Origin of the sequence: Kitasatospora sp. NPDC101176 (assembly GCF_044768035.1) — a bacterium.
Lineage (GTDB): Bacteria > Actinomycetota > Actinomycetes > Streptomycetales > Streptomycetaceae > Kitasatospora.
Map to the genome: position 1 here is coordinate 481,645 of NZ_JBIWPA010000001.1, position 15,262 is coordinate 496,906.

14 protein-coding genes are annotated in these 15,262 nt (G+C 76.7%); 8 read left to right on the top strand and 6 right to left on the bottom strand.

Translation table 11 applies throughout. The features are described 5' to 3' along the window. Positions 1-8 precede the first annotated feature (8 nt). The 3 genes from ACIRS1_RS01965 to ACIRS1_RS01975 all read right to left on the bottom strand — a co-directional run bounded on the left by ACIRS1_RS01965 (position 9) and on the right by ACIRS1_RS01975 (position 3,895). Complete coding sequence (locus ACIRS1_RS01965) at positions 9-1,691, bottom strand: (2,3-dihydroxybenzoyl)adenylate synthase (RefSeq protein WP_402836069.1); 1,683 nt, start codon at positions 1,689-1,691, stop codon at positions 9-11. Continuing rightward, positions 1,688-2,842: an isochorismate synthase DhbC gene (dhbC, locus tag ACIRS1_RS01970; protein WP_402836310.1), complete on the bottom strand. Its 1,155-nt coding sequence runs from the start codon at positions 2,840-2,842 to the stop codon at positions 1,688-1,690. The genes ACIRS1_RS01965 and dhbC overlap by 4 nt, the downstream gene beginning before the upstream one ends. Positions 2,843-3,148: 306 nt before the next feature. Continuing rightward, entirely contained in the window at positions 3,149-3,895 is a 747-nt protein-coding gene (locus ACIRS1_RS01975; protein ID WP_402836312.1) for a 2,3-dihydro-2,3-dihydroxybenzoate dehydrogenase, read from the bottom strand. Positions 3,896-4,159: 264 nt separating this feature from the next. Here ACIRS1_RS01975 and ACIRS1_RS01980 point away from each other — a divergent pair, with 264 nt between their 5' ends. The 3 genes from ACIRS1_RS01980 to ACIRS1_RS01990 are packed head-to-tail and all read left to right on the top strand — an operon-like array spanning position 4,160 to position 6,903. After that, the gene (locus ACIRS1_RS01980; protein ID WP_402836070.1) at positions 4,160-5,521 is read left to right on the top strand and encodes an MFS transporter; all 1,362 of its coding nucleotides are present in this window, start codon (positions 4,160-4,162) and stop codon (positions 5,519-5,521) included. Next, complete coding sequence (locus ACIRS1_RS01985; protein ID WP_402836072.1) at positions 5,518-6,141, top strand: TetR/AcrR family transcriptional regulator; 624 nt, start codon at positions 5,518-5,520, stop codon at positions 6,139-6,141. The genes ACIRS1_RS01980 and ACIRS1_RS01985 overlap by 4 nt, the downstream gene beginning before the upstream one ends. A gap of 54 nt (positions 6,142-6,195) precedes the next feature. Further along, positions 6,196-6,903 carry a siderophore-interacting protein gene (locus ACIRS1_RS01990; RefSeq protein WP_360205122.1) on the top strand — a complete coding sequence of 236 codons (708 nt, stop codon included), beginning with the start codon at positions 6,196-6,198 and terminating at the stop codon, positions 6,901-6,903. A gap of 104 nt (positions 6,904-7,007) precedes the next feature. Here the strand turns inward: ACIRS1_RS01990 and ACIRS1_RS01995 are convergent, their stop codons facing one another. Beyond that, positions 7,008-8,279 carry a CapA family protein gene (locus ACIRS1_RS01995; protein WP_402836074.1) on the bottom strand — a complete coding sequence of 424 codons (1,272 nt, stop codon included), beginning with the start codon at positions 8,277-8,279 and terminating at the stop codon, positions 7,008-7,010. A gap of 253 nt (positions 8,280-8,532) precedes the next feature. Here ACIRS1_RS01995 and ACIRS1_RS02000 point away from each other — a divergent pair, with 253 nt between their 5' ends. The 4 genes from ACIRS1_RS02000 (at position 8,533) to ACIRS1_RS02015 (ending at position 12,493) form a co-directional block, all read left to right on the top strand. Next, positions 8,533-9,345 carry a universal stress protein gene (locus ACIRS1_RS02000; RefSeq protein WP_402836076.1) on the top strand — a complete coding sequence of 271 codons (813 nt, stop codon included), beginning with the start codon at positions 8,533-8,535 and terminating at the stop codon, positions 9,343-9,345. Positions 9,346-9,522: 177 nt separating this feature from the next. Next, a complete protein-coding gene (locus ACIRS1_RS02005; RefSeq protein ID WP_402836078.1) occupies positions 9,523-10,785 on the top strand; it encodes a M48 family metalloprotease in 1,263 nt (420 codons plus the stop codon). A 30-nt stretch (positions 10,786-10,815) separates the two neighbouring features. Beyond that, positions 10,816-11,238: a MarR family transcriptional regulator gene (locus ACIRS1_RS02010; RefSeq protein WP_360205111.1), complete on the top strand. Its 423-nt coding sequence runs from the start codon at positions 10,816-10,818 to the stop codon at positions 11,236-11,238. A 163-nt stretch (positions 11,239-11,401) separates the two neighbouring features. Then, positions 11,402-12,493 (top strand): PP2C family protein-serine/threonine phosphatase, encoded by a 1,092-nt coding sequence (locus ACIRS1_RS02015; RefSeq protein ID WP_402836080.1) that lies wholly within the window; start codon positions 11,402-11,404, stop codon positions 12,491-12,493. Positions 12,494-12,576: 83 nt separating this feature from the next. On the opposite strand, the gene ACIRS1_RS02020 is transcribed toward ACIRS1_RS02015, so the two are convergent. Both ACIRS1_RS02020 and ACIRS1_RS02025 read right to left on the bottom strand, forming a co-directional pair. Beyond that, a complete protein-coding gene (locus ACIRS1_RS02020; protein WP_402836082.1) occupies positions 12,577-14,010 on the bottom strand; it encodes an ABC transporter substrate-binding protein in 1,434 nt (477 codons plus the stop codon). Further along, positions 14,001-14,582 carry a hypothetical protein gene (locus ACIRS1_RS02025; protein WP_402836084.1) on the bottom strand — a complete coding sequence of 194 codons (582 nt, stop codon included), beginning with the start codon at positions 14,580-14,582 and terminating at the stop codon, positions 14,001-14,003. Before ACIRS1_RS02025 ends, ACIRS1_RS02020 begins: the two co-directional genes overlap by 10 nt. Positions 14,583-14,686: 104 nt before the next feature. Here ACIRS1_RS02025 and ACIRS1_RS02030 point away from each other — a divergent pair, with 104 nt between their 5' ends. Then, entirely contained in the window at positions 14,687-15,262 is a 576-nt protein-coding gene (locus ACIRS1_RS02030) for a hypothetical protein (protein ID WP_402836086.1), read from the top strand.

Here is a 15,262-nt window from a genome sequence, read left to right on the forward strand (position 1 = left end):
GTGGTTCCTTAGGGGACGGGGTGGATGGAGGGGGCGGGGGCCGGCAGCGCGGCCGCGATCGCGGCGCGCAGGTCCTTCTTGCTGACCTTGCCGATCCCGGTGGCGGGGAAGGCGTCGACGAACTCGACGCGGTCGGGCACCTTGTACTCGGCGAGCCCGCGTCCGCGCACGAAGCGCTTCAACTCGACGGACTTCGGCGGCCGTTCGGCGTGCTCGGGCCTCAGCAGGACGTACGCGCAGGTGCGTTCGCCGAGGTACGGGTCGGGCATCGAGACGACCGCCGCGTCGTGCACGGCGGGGTGCGCGAGCAGGTGGTTCTCGATCTCCTCGGCGGCGACCTTCTCGCCGCCCCGGTTGATCTGGTCCTTGGCCCGCCCCTCGACCACCAGGTGGCCGGTGGGGGTGCGGCGGACGAGGTCCCCGGTGCGGTAGAAGCCGTCCGCCGTGAAGGAGGCGGCGTTGTGCCCGGGCGCGTTCCAGTAGCCGCGGATGGTGTACGGGCCGCGGGTGAGCAGGTGTCCGGTGGCACCCTCGGGGACGTCGCGGTCCTGGTCGTCGACCACCCGGATCTCGTCGTCCGGGGAGATCGGCCGGCCCTGCGTGGTGGTGATCAGCTCGTCCGGGTCGTCCAGACGGGTGTAGTTGACCAGGCCCTCGGCCATTCCGAACACCTGCTGGAGGGTGCAGCCGAGCACCGGCCGCACGCGGCGGGCGGCCTCCTCGCTGAACTTGGCGCCGCCGACCAGCAGCACCTCCAGGCTGTCCAGGTCGTTCCCGCCGGGCCCGGCCGCGCCGCGCTCGGCGGCGTCCAGCCAGAGCAGGGCGAGCGGCGGCACCAACCCGGTGACGGTCACGCCCTCGCGCTCGATCAGCGGGAAGGCCGTCTCCGGGTTGGGCTGCGGGCACAGCACCACCCGGCCGCCCGCGTACAGCGTGCCGAGCGAACCGGGCGAGCTGAGCGGGAAGTTGTGGGCGGCGGGCAGCACGCACAGGTAGACGCTGTCCGCGTCGAGGGCGCACAGCTCGACCGAGCCTCGCAGCGAGTAGATGTAGTCGTCGTGGGTGCGCGGGATGAGCTTCGGCACGCCGGTGCTGCCGCCGGAGAGCTGCAGGAAGGCGACGTCGGCCGGGCCTGGCGCCTCGGTCGGGCCGGGCCCGTCGCAGGGCACGTCGGCGAGCCGCAGGTGCTCCCCCGGGTCGTCCCCGGCCACCAGGACCAGCCGCAGCGCGGGGTTCTCCGCCTGCACCCGGCTGGCGAGTTCGCGGTAGTCGAAGCCGTTCTCGACGGCCGGGACGACGTAGCCGGCCGCGCCGGTGAAGGAGCAGAAGTGGCCGATCTCGGTGGCCCGGTGCGCGGGCAGCGCGAAGACCGGCAGCGCGCCGATCCGGAAGAGGGCGAAGACCACCTCGAAGAACTCGGCCACGTTGGGCAGTTGGACCACCACCCGGGCGCCCCGGCGGATCCCCCGGGCGAGCAGCCCGGCGGCCATCCGGTCGGCGCGGCGGTCGAGTTCGGCGTACGTCCAGCGGCGCCCGGCGCCGGCCGGGTCCACGACGGCGATGCGCTCGCCGTGCTCGGCGGCCCGCTCGCGCAGCATCCGCCCGAAGGTCTCGCCGCGCCAGTACCCGGCGGCCCGGTAGCGCTCGGCGAACTCGGCGGGGTACGGGGTGAATCCGTCCGGGAGCGTCACTGCGGCACCCCCGCCGCGTCCAGGAAGGTGCGGAACTTTGCGCTGGTCTCGGCCAGTTCGTCCTCCGGGCGGGAGCGGTCCACGACGCCCGCGCCCGCGTAGACCCGCAGGGTCCGCTCGTCGGCCTCGGCGCAGCGGATGGTGACCACCCACTCGCCGTCGCCGTCCGCGTCGCTCCAGCCGACCATGCCGGTGTAGAGGCCGCGGTCGAAGGGCTCGACCTCGCCGATCACCCGCCGGGCCACGTCGGTCGGGGTGCCGCAGACCGCCGGGGTCGGGTGCAGCGCGGTGGCCAGCTCGAGGGCGGAGACCGCCGGGTCGGCCAGCTCGCCGCCGATGGTGGTGGCGAGGTGCCACATCGCGGCGGTCCGCACCAGGGTGGGCCGGTCCGGTACGTCCAGGGTGCGGCAGTACGGCGCCAGCGCGGTGCGGATCGCGTCCACCACCACGGCGTGTTCGTGCAGGTCCTTGGGCGACTCCAGCAGCGCGGCGGCGCGCCGGACGTCCTCGCCGAGGTCGGCGCTGCGCGGCACCGAGCCCGCCAGCGGGTTGGCCAGCACGGTCGTGCCGCGCCGGGAGAGCAGGAGTTCGGGGCTGGCGCCGATCAGGGTGCGGCCGCCGCCGGCCGGGACGGCGAAGGTGTAGCCGCCCGGGTCCCGGCGGCCGAGCCGCTGGAGGATCGCGGGCAGGTCGAGGGCGCCGTCGGCGCTCAGCTCGACGGTGCGGGCCAGCACCACCTTGCTCAGCTCCCCGCCGCGCAGCCGCTCGACGGCCGCCGCGACCCCCGCGCCGTACGCGGCCGGCTCGGGCACCGGGCGGACCCGCCAGGCGACCTGCTCGGCCGGCGGGGCGGGCAGCGCGATCAGCGGGTCGTCGCGCAGCGCCCCGGCTCTACGGACCTTCAGCGGGACGGCGAGCTCGGCCCGGCTGTCGTGGTCGAAGGCCAACGCGCCGACCACCAGCGGCCGTTCAAACCCGGCGCGGCGCGCCTCGGCCAGTGTCGCGGCGACCCGCTCGGGCAGCGGGCGTCCGTCCTGCGGCACCCTGGCGTGCACGCCGGTGGTGAGCAGGGTCCGGGTCGGCGAGGCGAAGAACGCCTCGTCGGTGGCGGCCCGGTACTGGCCGAGCAGACCGCTGGCCGCGCCGATCACGGCGTGGTCGGGGCCCTGGTCGGGGCGCTGCGCGGGGGCGGCGGCGGGGTCCGCGAGCGCGGCGGGCCCGGCGGGGGCGTGGTGCACCGTGGTCACCGTGGTTTCTCCAGTCGTGGGACGGTCGGGACGGTCGGGGTGTGCCGGCGTGTCGGCGCCACCGGGGGCCTCGGCCTGCCGGATGCGCCGGGCCCCGGCCCCTGCCCCCGCACGGCGGCCCGGCCGCTGGGGCACTCCCGGGCGGCCGGCGGGCGAGGAGCGGGGGGAACGGGGAGGAGGGGAACGGGGCAGGACGGGCCCGGCGACGGGTCAGGCCCGCAGGGTGGCGCCGCCGTCGACGTACAGGTCGTGCATGGTGATGTGCCGGGCGCGGTCCGAGGCGAGGAAGACGACGGCCTCGGCGATGTCGGCGGGTGCGGCGATCCGCCCGAGCGGGATGCCGACCCGCCAGGAGCCCGGGTCGCCCTCGACGACGCGCCGCTCGGCGGCCTCGGCGTCCTCGCCCCAGAGCGCCCGCTGCATCGCCGTGTCGGTCGAGCCGGGCGAGACGATGTTGCAGCGCACACCGGAGCGGGCCAGCTCCAGCCCGAGGCAGCGGGTGAACATGGTGGCCGCCGCCTTGGACGCCGCGTACGCGGCCATGCCGGCCCGCGGCACCCCGGCGGCGTTGGAGCCGACGGTGACCACGGCGCCGCGGCCGCGGCCGGCCATCCGGCCGCCGACGGCGCGACAGGTGTGGAAGACCCCGGTGGTGTTGACCGCGAAGGTGTCCGCCCAGTCCTGGTCGGTGAGTTCGACGGCGGGCGCGGTGCGCAGGATGCCGGCGACGTTCACCAGCACGTCCACCGGCCCGAGTCGGCGCTCGATGCCGTCGACGGCGGCCTCCACCGCGCGGGCGTCCGAGACGTCCAGCTCGTAGGGGTGTACGGCGGCCGTGTGCTCCGCGAGCGTCGCGAGCGCGCCGGCGTTGCGGTCCACCGCCGCGACGACGGCTCCCTCGGCGGCGAGCGCCCGGGCGACGGCGGCACCGATGCCCTGCCCGGCTCCGGTGACCATCGCGACGGTACCGGCGAATTCGGACTGTTGCACGGGACATCCCCTCCGACCAGCAAGATTAGGCAAGCCTAACCTAACACATTTGTTCGCCTGCGCCGAGAGTCTGCGCGACCGTCAACTCCCCGCCTCGCCGACCGACTCCGCCCCATCCCCACCCGTTGCGGCATCGAATCTGGACGCAACGTTGCGTCTAGTGCTAGCTTCCGACCTATCGAAGCGCAACGCAACGTTGCGTCCACTTTCCGCTTCGAAGGGAGCACCCCCATGCCCTCAGGGCCACCCACCCCCGCCACCGGAACCGGCGGCGCCACCGGCGCGCGCACACCCGGCCCCGCCCCCCACAGCGCCGGCCCCGACCCCCGCACACCCGGCCCCGACGCCCACAGCGCCGGCCCCGCCACCCCGGGCCGCCGCCTCGCCCGGGCCGCCCTGGCCTTCGCCTTCTGGACCACCATGGCCGGCACCACCGTGCCGACCCCGCTCTACCCGCTCTACCAACACGCCCTGGGCTTCACCCCGTTGACGGTCACGGTGATCTTCGCGGTGTACGCGGCGGGAGTGGTCGCCGGGCTGGTCGCCCTGGGCCGGCTCTCCGACGAGATCGGCCGCCGCCCCGTCCTCGCCCTCGGCCTGCTGCTCGCCGCGAGTGCCGCAGGCCTGTTCGAGGCCGCCGACTCGCTGCCCTGGCTGCTCGCCGCCCGGGTGCTGTCCGGCCTCGCCGCCGCCCTGGTCACCGGCGCCGCCACCGCCGCCCTGCTCGACCTCGCCCCGCCGGAGCGCCGGCTGCGCGCCCAGACCGTCGCCCTCGCGGCGAACATGGGCGGCCTGGCCGGCGGCACCCTGCTGGCCGGACTGCTCGCCGAGTGGGCCGGCTCCCCGCTGCGGCTGCCGTGGACGGTGATGCTGGTCCTCACGGGCGTGGCCCTGACGGGCCTGCTCGCGGTGCCGGAGACCGTCACCGCGCCGGTCGGCTTCCGCCCGCGGCTCCAGCCGCTGCGCGTGCCCGCCGCCGTCCGCCCTGCGTTCCGGCGCGCGGCGGTCGCCGGCGGCTCCGGCTTCGCCGTGCTCGGCGTGCTGACCGCGGTCAGCGGGCTCTTCCTGGCGACCGTCCTCGGACTGCACGACCACGCGCTGGCCGGGCTGGTGGTCTGCCTCGCCTTCGCCGCCACGGCCGTCGGGCAACTGCTCGCCCGGAGCCTGCCGAAGGCCCGCGCCCTGCCCGCCGCCTGCGCCGGACTGGTGCTGGCCGCCGCGCTCGTCGCGACGGCCCTGCTCACCTCCTCGCTCACGCCGCTGCTGCTCGGTGCGGGGGTGAACGGCCTGGCCACCGGGACGGCCGTGGCGACCGGACTCGGCACCGTCAACGGCGGGGTCCCGCCGGAGCGGCGCGGCGAGGCGGTCTCCGCGTTCTTCGCGGTGCTCTACACCATGCTGTCGGTGCCGGTGGTCGGCGTCGGCCTGCTGATCCGGGCCACCGACCTGCGCACGGCCGGGGTCGTCTTCAGCGCCGTCGTCGCCCTCCTGGCGCTCGCGGTCGCCGCCGGGCTGCTCCGCAGCGGTGGCACCGCTGCACCCGGGCACCGGGAGGACGCGGCCCGGGCACCGCAGGGACGCGTGAGAGGATGACCCCGGCCGAGCCGTACCCCCGCCCGTGTGAGGACCCCAGCACCATCGCCAGCCAGCCCAGCCCCGCCACCGCCGGCACCCGCGCCACCAGCGGCCGCCGCAGCGAGGCCGCGCGCCTGGCCGTCCTGAACGCCGCCGACGACCTCCTGGTCGAGCACGGCTTCGAGGCGCTCACCATCGAGGGCATCGCGGCGGCCGCGGGGGTCGCCAAGCAGACCATCTACCGCTGGTGGAAGTCGAAGGTCGACATCCTCTTCGACAACCTGGTGCTGGACGCCGAAGGCGCCCTCGCCTGGCCCGAGCCCGCCGACCTGCGCGGCTACGTCCACCTGCACGCCCGGTTCCTCGCCGAGGAACCTGCCGGCAAGGTCCTGCTCGCCCTCCTCGGGCACGCCCAACTCGACGCCCGAACGGCCGAGTTGCTGCACACCGGATTCCTCGACGGGCTGCGCGCCCGGGACGTCTCCCTGGTCCGCGAGCAGCTCGGCCTGACCGAGGACGACGCCGCCGCGCTGCTCGACGCGCTGCTGGCCCCGCTCTACCACCGCGCCCTGGTGCTGCGCCGCCCGCTGGACACCGCCTTCGTGTCCGCGCTGGTCGACCGCCACCTCCCGCGCTGATCCCACCTTCCTCCAGCCCGGCGCGCTACCGCCCCGGCCGATCCAGGAGTCGCCGTGTTCCGACGCCTGCGCCCCACGCACGACGTGGTGCTGACCGCCGTCACCCCGCTCACCCCCACCCTCACCCGGCTCACCTTCGCCGGGCCCACCCTGGCCGCCCTCGGCGTCGAGTTCCCCACCCAGTGGGTGAAGTTGGCGATTCCCGACGGCCAGTCCCGGGCCTACACCATCCGCCACCACCGCCCCGCGCAGCAGGAGGTCGACCTGGACGTCGTGCTGCACGGCGGCGGGCCGCTCTCCCGGTGGGCCTCCGTCGCCAGGCCCGGCGCACGCGCCCGGCTGGTCGGGCCGCGCGGTGGACGCCCCGCCCTCGACGGCGCGGCGCACCTGCTGCTGGCCGCCGACGAGAGCGCCCTGCCCGCGGCGCTCAGCCTGCTCGAACAGCTCCCGGCGGGCACCCGGGTGTCCGCCCACTTCGAGATCGCCACCGCCGCGGACGCCCTCCCCCTCGCCACCCGCGCCGACCTGACGGTGCGCTGGCTGCCGCGCGACGCGGGCGGCGGCCACGGCGTTCCCGGCGACAAGGGCCGTCTGTTCGCCCGCTCCGCCACCGCCGCCGAGCCACCGCCCGGCTCCGCGGCCTGGGTCGCCGGCGAGGCCTCGGCCGTCGACGACGTCCGTCGCCACCTGCTCGCCGGGCGGGCCGTCCCCCGCGAGCTGCTCCACGCCAAGGGCTACTGGCGGCACGGCCGCCCGCTCTGACACCGCTGTCCGGGGCCGGGTTCCCGCCTGCGCCGTTCCCGGTCCGGCGGCGACGGGCCGCCGCAGGACCGGCGCGGACGGAGAACGCGCGCCCTCGGCCGCGGTCAGCGCGCCGGTGTCGCCGGCGCCCCGGCGGCCGGAGCCCCGGTCGCCCGGCCCGCCCCCGTCGGGCGGGGCGTCGCCGGACCCGACCCGGTCGGCGCCGCGCCGGCCCCGGGTGCCGCGCCGGCCCCGGGTGCCGCCGGGGCCGGGGCGAGGCCGGCGCAGCCGCGCAGGGAGTCCCGGCGCTTGAGGGCGGCCTCGGCGGCGGCACCCGTGACGGGCTGAGGAACGCCCTTGTCGTCGATGGTCGCCGGGGCGAAGGCCTCCCCGTCCACCTTGCCGTCCTTGCCGATGGTGAGGGTGGTGACGCCGGTCTCGTTGGAGAAGGCGTAGTTGGAGGTGCCGTACCAGAGGAAGTTGCCGAAGCCGTAGCCGACGTAGGTGCTGCCGAGCATGCCGGAGCCGACCATGGTGTGGGCGTGGGTGCCGACCACCGCGGTGGCGCCGGCGGCGGCGAGCTTCTTGGCGATGGTGGTCTGCGGGCCGGTCGGGCAGGCCTTGCCCTCGTCACCCCAGTGCAGGTAGACGAGGACGACGGGCGCCTGCCGCTTCGCCGCCTCGACCGCCTTGACCACGGCGGGGACGTCCAGGGCCGAGGCGATGCCCGGCTTGTCGGCGCCGGCCCGCCACTTCTGGTTGGTGAGGTCCTCCACCTGGCTGGCGGCGACCACCGCGACCTTCACGCCGCGCACGGTGGTGACGTAGGGGGCGTACGCCTCCTTGGCGTCGTGGCCGACGCCGACGACCGGGATCGGCGAGGAGTCCTTGGCGGCGAGGGTGTCGGCGAGGCCGTCGGCGCCGAAGTCGACGGCGTGGTTGTTGGCCATCGAGACGACGTCGACGCCGGAGTCCTTGAGCGCCGAGAGCGCCTTGGGCGAGGTGCGGAAGGTGTAGGTCTTCGGCTCGGGGGCGCCGCGATCGGTGATCGCGGTCTCCAGGTTGAGCACGGAGAGGTCGGCGTCGGCGAGCGTCCGGGAGAGCGGGCCGAGGGCCGGCTCGGGCGGCTGGACGGCGAGCCGGGCCTCGGTGCGGCCCTCGAAGTGAACGTCCCCGGCGAAGGCGACGGTGATGCTGCCGTCGGGCCGGGGCGTGGTGGTGTCCTTCCCGCCGGTGCTCCCGGTGGGGGCGGCGCCGGGGGTGGCGGCCGGGCCGCTCGCCGCGGCGGAGGCGGCGGGGCTCGCGGCGGCGGGTGCCGGGTCGGGGTCGTCCGGGCCGCAGGCGGTGACGGCGGTCAGCCCGACGAGCAGCGCGACGGCGGCCGCGGCACGGCGCATGAGTGGTTCCCCCCGAGGTCGATCCGAGCGCGGTCAGCCTACGCCACGGCTCCGCCACCCCTCCGCCCCGGATCCGCAACATTTCGGACACAGGCCGACACGGCGACCCGCTCCGGCCCCAGTGGGCCCGTCCGTCCCGACCGGCACGCGGACCGGGCCGTCCCGTCCCTGGCGCTCCGCCCGCCCGGGCGGGCAGCGTGGAGGAGGGGACCGCTCGACACGGGCGTGGGGCCCGTTCCGGAGGTGGTTCGTCATGGGCAGCATCGAGGCCGTCGCCGGCCGCTCGCGCCGGATCGTGGTCGGCATCGACGGTTCGGCGCCGTCGAGGGCCGCACTGCGCTGGGCGGTCGACCAGGCCGCGCTGACCGGGGCGGTGGTGGACGCCGTCGCGGCCTGGGAGTACCCGTCGCTGTACGGCTGGTACATGCCGGTGGTGGACGACGGCTTCGAGCAGACGGCCCGGCGCACCCTGACCACCGAGGTGGACGAGGTGCTGGGGCGCGACCGCCCGGTGGAGGTCCGGGAGAGCCTGCTGCCCGGGCACGCCGCCGAGGTGCTGCTGGAGGCGGCCGAGGAGGCGGACCTGCTGGTGCTGGGCAGCCGGGGGCGCGGCACCTTCGCCCGGACACTGCTCGGGTCGGTCAGCGTCCGCTGCGCCGTGCACGGGACCTGCCCGGTGGTGATCGTGCGCGCCGACGGGACGGCCTCGGCCGCACCGCGCGTCCCGGCGGAGGCGGCAGGGGCGGCGGTCCCGCCGGAGGCGACCGTCGCGGCGCGGTCGGCGGTCGGCGAGGAGCCCGGCGGACCGGGCCCCGATCCCGTCCGCACCAAGGACTGGCAGCTCAGCCTGCACGTGGTCGAGGACGGCGGCACCACCCGGGTGCACGCCGTGCTGGACGCCGACGGCACCGTGCTGCACAGCGACGCCCTCGCCCGCCGCGGCCCGTTCGACGCCCCGGCGCCCGCCGTCGGGGACGAGTTCGCAGCCGGCCGCGCCCTGGTCGACCTCGGCCACCAGCTGCTGCGGGCCGGCGTCCACGGCGCCACCGGCCCGGCCGGGGACTGAGGGAGGCCCGGCCGGGGAGCGCCGGACGTGGCCCGCGGAGCACCGCACCGGCCGCCCCCGAGACCGGGGGCCGGGCGCCGACCGCCCGTGGTGCGGGATCCTGGAGCCCCGACCACCCCGACCACCCCGACCACCCCGACCACCCCGTCCGCCCGAACCCGGAGCCGCGAGCCGCCCATGGACGAGACCGTGACCACCCCGCCGGCCGACCCCGATCCCGACCCCGGAGCCGGATCCGGAGCCGGATCCGGAGCCGGCCCCGGCGACTTCACCCCCGCCGAGCTCGCCCGCGGCCGCGCGCTGCGCCGCGCCCAGCTGCCGTGGGCGCTGGGCGGGCGGCTCGCCGGGCTGGCGCTGACCCTGCTGCTCGGTCTCACCCCGGCCGGGGCCGGCCTGGTCGTGGCCGCCGGGGGCTGGTTCGGCGGCTCCCGGACGGCCCAGGTACTGGCGGGCGCGGCGGCGCTGCTGGTGCTGGGCCAGGCGCTGCAGCTGCCGTTCGGCGCCCGGGTCCGGGTGGTCCGGGCCCGGTACGGGCTGGTGACGCAGGGCTGGGCCGGGTGGCTGCTGGACGCGCTGCGCGGTCTGGCGCTGGGCCTCGCGCTGGTGCTGCCGCTCGCGCTCGGGCTGTTCGCGCTGACCGCGTGGTCGCCGCGGCACTGGTGGGTGCCGGGGGCCGCGGCCGCGGCCGGGCTCACCGTGGCGCTCTCCTTCCTCCACCCGCTGCTGATCGAGCCGGTCTTCAACCGCTTCGCCCCGATGGCGCCGGGCGGGCTGCGCACCGCCCTGCTGGCGCTGGCGGAGCGGGACGGCGTGCGGGTGCGGGACGTGCTGGTGGCGGACGCCTCGCGGCGGACCACCGCGCTCAACGCCTACGTCTCGGGGCTGGGCGCGACCCGGCGGATCGTCGCCTACGACACCCTGGTGGCGACCGCGCAGCCCCGCGAGGTGGAGCTGGTGGTGGCGCACGAGCTGGGCCACGTGAAGCACCGGGACGTGCTGACGGGCACCGTGCTGGGCGCGCTGGGCGCCGCGGTGGCGGTGGCGGTGCTGGGCGTGCTGAGCGGCTGGGCGCCGCTGCTGTCGGCGGCCGGGGCGACGGACGCCGCGGATCCGCGCGCACTGCCGCTGCTGGCGGCGTGCGCGGCGCTGCTGGGCGCGTTGTCGGGCCCGGCGCAGTGTGCGGTGAGCCGCCGGATCGAGGCCAGGGCGGACCGGCACGCGCTCGAACTGACGGCGGACCCCGAGCAGTTCGTCGCGATGCAGCGCAGACTGGCTCTGGCGAACGTCTCCGATGTCGACCCGCCGAGGGTGCTTGAGCTACTGTTCGCCACTCACCCGAGTACGACCCGCCGGATCGCCGCAGCCCGCGCCTGGGAAGCGGCCCGGGCCGGTCGGCCGTCGGGGGTGCGGCGCACGGGCCCGAGTGATTCCGTTGTATAGTGCAACAAATATCGAGGAGGTAGGAACCCCGTGCCCGGCCGCCAGTCGTCCATCGACACCATCCAGCGCGAGCTGACCGCCTTCGCCCGCCGTGCCCGGCACAAGGCCTCCCAGCTGCACCCCGACCTCTCCCTGGTCACCTACAGCATCCTCGACCTGATCACCGAGCGCGGCGGCTGCCGGGCCGCCGACGTGGCCGCCCACTTCATGCTCGACAAGTCCACCGTCAGCCGCCAGGTCACCGCCCTGGAGAAGCTCGGCCTGCTGCGCCGCGAGGCCGACCCGGACGACCAGCGCGGCCAGATCCTGCGGGCCACCGAGGCCGGACTGACCCTGCTGCGGGACGCCAACGAGCAGCGCCGGCTGGCCTTCACGGCCCGCTTCACCGACTGGTCCGACGCGGACGTCGCCCGTTTCGCCGACTACCTGGCCCGCTACGGCGAAGAGGGCTGACGGCGGGGCGGCGCCGGCCGGGCCCGCCCGCCGGCTCCGGGTGCGCCGCACCGCCCGCACGGTGTACAGAGGAGGGGTGCCACTCCGGCAGCGTCCCCGTGACCCGCGCCCGCGCGACCGCCCCCGCGACCGCCGCCGTTCCTGGCGGCCCGACAGCCGGGTGATGACGGCCCTGTCGCTCGCGCTGATCGTCGTGATCACCGTCGTCGACATCGTCTCCCCGCCGGACATCCACCTCGGCCCGCTGCTGATCGTCGCCCCCGCGCTCACCGCCTCCGTCGCCGGGCCCCGGGCCACCGCCGGCGTCGCCCTGCTGGCCCTGGCCGGGCTCACCGTGATCGGCCTCGCCCGGGACGGCGTGACCACCGCCAACCACGAGACCCAGCTGGGTGCCCAGCTGGCCGTCTCCGTGCTGATCGTCGGCCTGCGGGTGCTGCGCGCCCGGCACGAGCGCGAGCTGGCCCAGGTCCGCTCGGTGTCCGAGGCCGCCCAGCGGGTGCTGCTGCGCCCGCTGCCGGAGCGGATCGGCCCGCTGCACCTGGCCTCCGTCTACCTGGCCGCCGAGGCCGAGGCGCAGGTCGGCGGCGACCTCTACGCGGCCGCCCGCACGACCACCGGCACCCGGCTGCTGGTCGGCGACGTCCGCGGCAAGGGCCTGCCCTCGCTGGGCGACGCGGCCCTGCTGCTCGGCGCCTTCCGCGCCGCCGCCCACCTGTACCCCGATCTGCCCGGCCTCGCCGCCTACCTGGACGGCACGGTCTCCTGGGGCCTCGCCCAGCCGGCCGAGCAGTCCCGCCCGCAGCGGGCACCGGGAGAGGAGGCGGACGCGGCGGCGGAGGACGGCGGGGAGTCCTTCATCACCGCCGTGCTGCTCGACATCCCCGACGACGGCTCGGCCGTCCGCCTGATCGACTGCGGCCACCCGCCGCCGCTGCTGCTGCGCCCCGACGGCATCACCACGCTGGCGGCCCGCCACCCGGCGCCGCCGCTCGGCCTGGGCGACCTCGCCCCGGTCCGGTACGAGACGGAGACCTTCCCCTTCCACCCTGGTGACCGGCTGCTGATCTACACCGACGGCGTGATCGAGGCCAGGGACGCGCACGGGAACTTCTACCCGCTCGCCGAACGCCTCGCGGCCCGGCAGGGCGAGAGCCCGGCCGTGCTGCTGAACCACCTGCACCGGGACCTGCTCGCCCACGCGGGCGGCCGGCTGGGCGACGACGCGGCGATGGTCGTGGTCGAGCGGCTGCCCTGACCGGCCCCGGAGCCCCGGAGCCCCGCGGCCCGGGCCCCGGTACGGCCCCCGTGGCCCCTGCACCGCCCCCGACGCCGCCCCGGTCACGGCCGGTACGGCAGCTGCGGGACCTCGAAGCAGGTGGTCGTCATCGACGGCACCTGGGTGGCCCAGCCGCCCCGGCCCGACTGCGCCGCGTCCTGCCAGCGGGCGGCGTTCAGACAGGCCCTGGTCGGCCCGCTGGGCGGCGGCTGCGGGACGAAGGAGGCGGGCAGGATCAGGCCGTGCGCGTCGTAGGGCTCGACGCGGTTCATGAAGGCCTCCGTGCAGGAGCGGGTCAGCGCGGCCCCGCAGGACGCCATCGCGTCGGCGAGCCACTGCGCGCCCGCCCAGCCCTCCAGTTCCCAGGCGGACAGCTGCGGCCCGCGGTCCGGGTAGTACCGGGCCATCGCGGTGCGGAACTCGTGCACCGCCGGGTACTGCTCGTCCGCGTAGTTGAGGCTGGAGGAGGTCGCCCAGAGGACGTCGCGGCAGTTCGGCACGGCCTGGTAGTCGGTGCGCACCGACTCCGACCAGTTCTGCACGTTGGTGACCTTGGCCGTCAGCCCGACCCCGGCGTCGTCCAGGGCCCGGCACAGCGCCACGTTGCCCCGGGTGTCCATGGCGTCGAACAGCAGCTGTGAGCCGTCCGCCCGCACGGCCGCGGCGACCGCCTGGAAGTTCGGCAGCGCGAAGTCCACCGTCTGGAGCAGCACCCGGTAGCCCTCGGCCTCCAGCCCGGCCTTCAGCTGACCGGCGTAGCGGGCCGAGTCGGCCTGGTTGTAGGCGACCACGGCGGCGCTGCCCGCGCCCAGCCGCTCCCGGAAGAACCGGAACACCTCGGTGCTCTGGTAGAGCGTGCCGTTCCAGCCGACGGCCCGTCCGTCGCGCGGGGCGCTGCTGCCGTAGATCCCGTACAGGTGCGGCCAGCGGTCGTAGGCGGTGCCGATCGGCTGGCCGCCGACGTCCGGCACCGCCTGGGCGCTCACGTAGGGGGCGCCCGCGTAGTCCAGGACGCTGCCGCTGACGAAGGCGAAGACGTGCTCCCGGTCGATCAGCCGGTGCACGCAGTCCTGGTTGCCGATGCCGCTGCCGCCGTCGTCGCAGGTGATGATCCGGACGGTGCGTCCGTGCAGGCCGCCGCGGTCGTCGAGGGCCTGGAAGAAGGCCTGGGCGCCGTAGCGCGGTCCGCTGAACACGTCGCCGCCGACGGGGCTGGTCGTCGAGGTGACGATGCCGACCCGGATCTCGGTGGCGCTGACCCCGGTGTCCGAGGCCGGGTTCCCGCCGGTGCTGCCGGGGCTGCCGGTGCCGCCGGCCGGGGTCGGCCGGGCGGAGAAGGCGTCGGCCGGCAGCCGGGTCCCGCAGCCCGCGAGCGGCAGCAGCAGCGCCAGGACCGTCAGGACGGCCGCGAGCCCCGGCACCCCCGGGGCGCCGCCGGGCCGCCGGCGCGGCGTCGCGTCGGCGGCCCGGCGGCGCGTCGGGGCCGTCAGCTGCATCCGGGGATCGGGGTGCCGCTGGCGCCGCCGGCCTGGGTGATCAGGCCGCACAGGGTCGAGCGGGACACCTTCCAGGTGCCGTTCTCCAGGACGGCCTGGCCGGTCGCGGCGGGCTCGACGACGGTGCCCTGCAGGGAGAGCGAGTAGGTGACGGTGGCGTCGTTCGCGTCGGTGAACGCGACGTCGGTGACCTTCGCCTGCACCTGGCCGACCCGCGGGTCCTGCGCGAAGCCCTGCAGCGCCGGGAGCAGCGCGTCACCGCCCTGGAGCAGTTCGGCCTTGTCCGGGATCGGGGTGGCGGGGTCGAAGAACTTCTCCCAGTTGGCGGTGACCTCCGTCTTCGCGGCAGCCGGATCGGCGGGCGCCGTGCCGCCGGACGCGGTCGGCGAACCGCCGGAGGTGGCGCTCGCGGAGGCGCTCGCGCTCGCGGCGGCCGAGGTGGTCGCCGAGGACCCGGACGTGCTGCTGCTGCACGCGGCCGCCGTGGCCACCAGCAGCAGGGCGAGCAGCGCGCCCGCCGTCCGCCGGGCCGGGCCGCCGCCCGTGGGGGTGCCGCTTCGCGTCACGCGCATGGTGTTCCCTCTCGACTGCGCCGCCCGGTCCCGCTCGCGGTGTCCCGGATGCTGTTCCAGGCCGATCCTGGAAACGTCGCAAGTGACACCATCAAGGCGGATCCATGGACGAATCGCAATCCGGCGGAGAGACCACGTGCCCCGCGGCGGGGGCTTCCCCCGTCCGGCGCGGTGCCCGCCGGCTGCGGGCCGTCCGGGGCGGGCGGGAGTGGGCCGGCTGGATCCTCCTGGCGGTCGGGGCGGTGCTGTGCGTGCTCGGCTGGTACGGGGTCTCCGGCGAGCGCTTCGCCGAACAGCAGATCCCCTACCTGGCCTCCTCGACCGTTCCCGGCGCGGCCCTCATCGTCTCCGGCGCGGTGCTCGTGGCCGTGCGCCCGCCACCGCCGGACGGGCCCGGGGACCTCACCGGCCGACGGGTGGCCCGGCTGTACGAGCTGCTGGTCGAGCCGGACGAGCCGCAGGGCGGCGGCGGGGCCGCCACCGGGTGGTGCGCCCTCCCCGGGGGCACCCACTACCACCGGCCGGACTGCCCGCTGGTCTCCGGCAAGGAGCGGGCCGGGGCGGTGGACGCGGCGGCCGTGCGGGACCGCTCGCTGACGCCCTGCCCGGTCTGCGAGCCGGGCGGCGACCCGGACGGGCCCGCCACCCGTCCGGGCGAATCCGCCCCGCCCGGCGGGTGA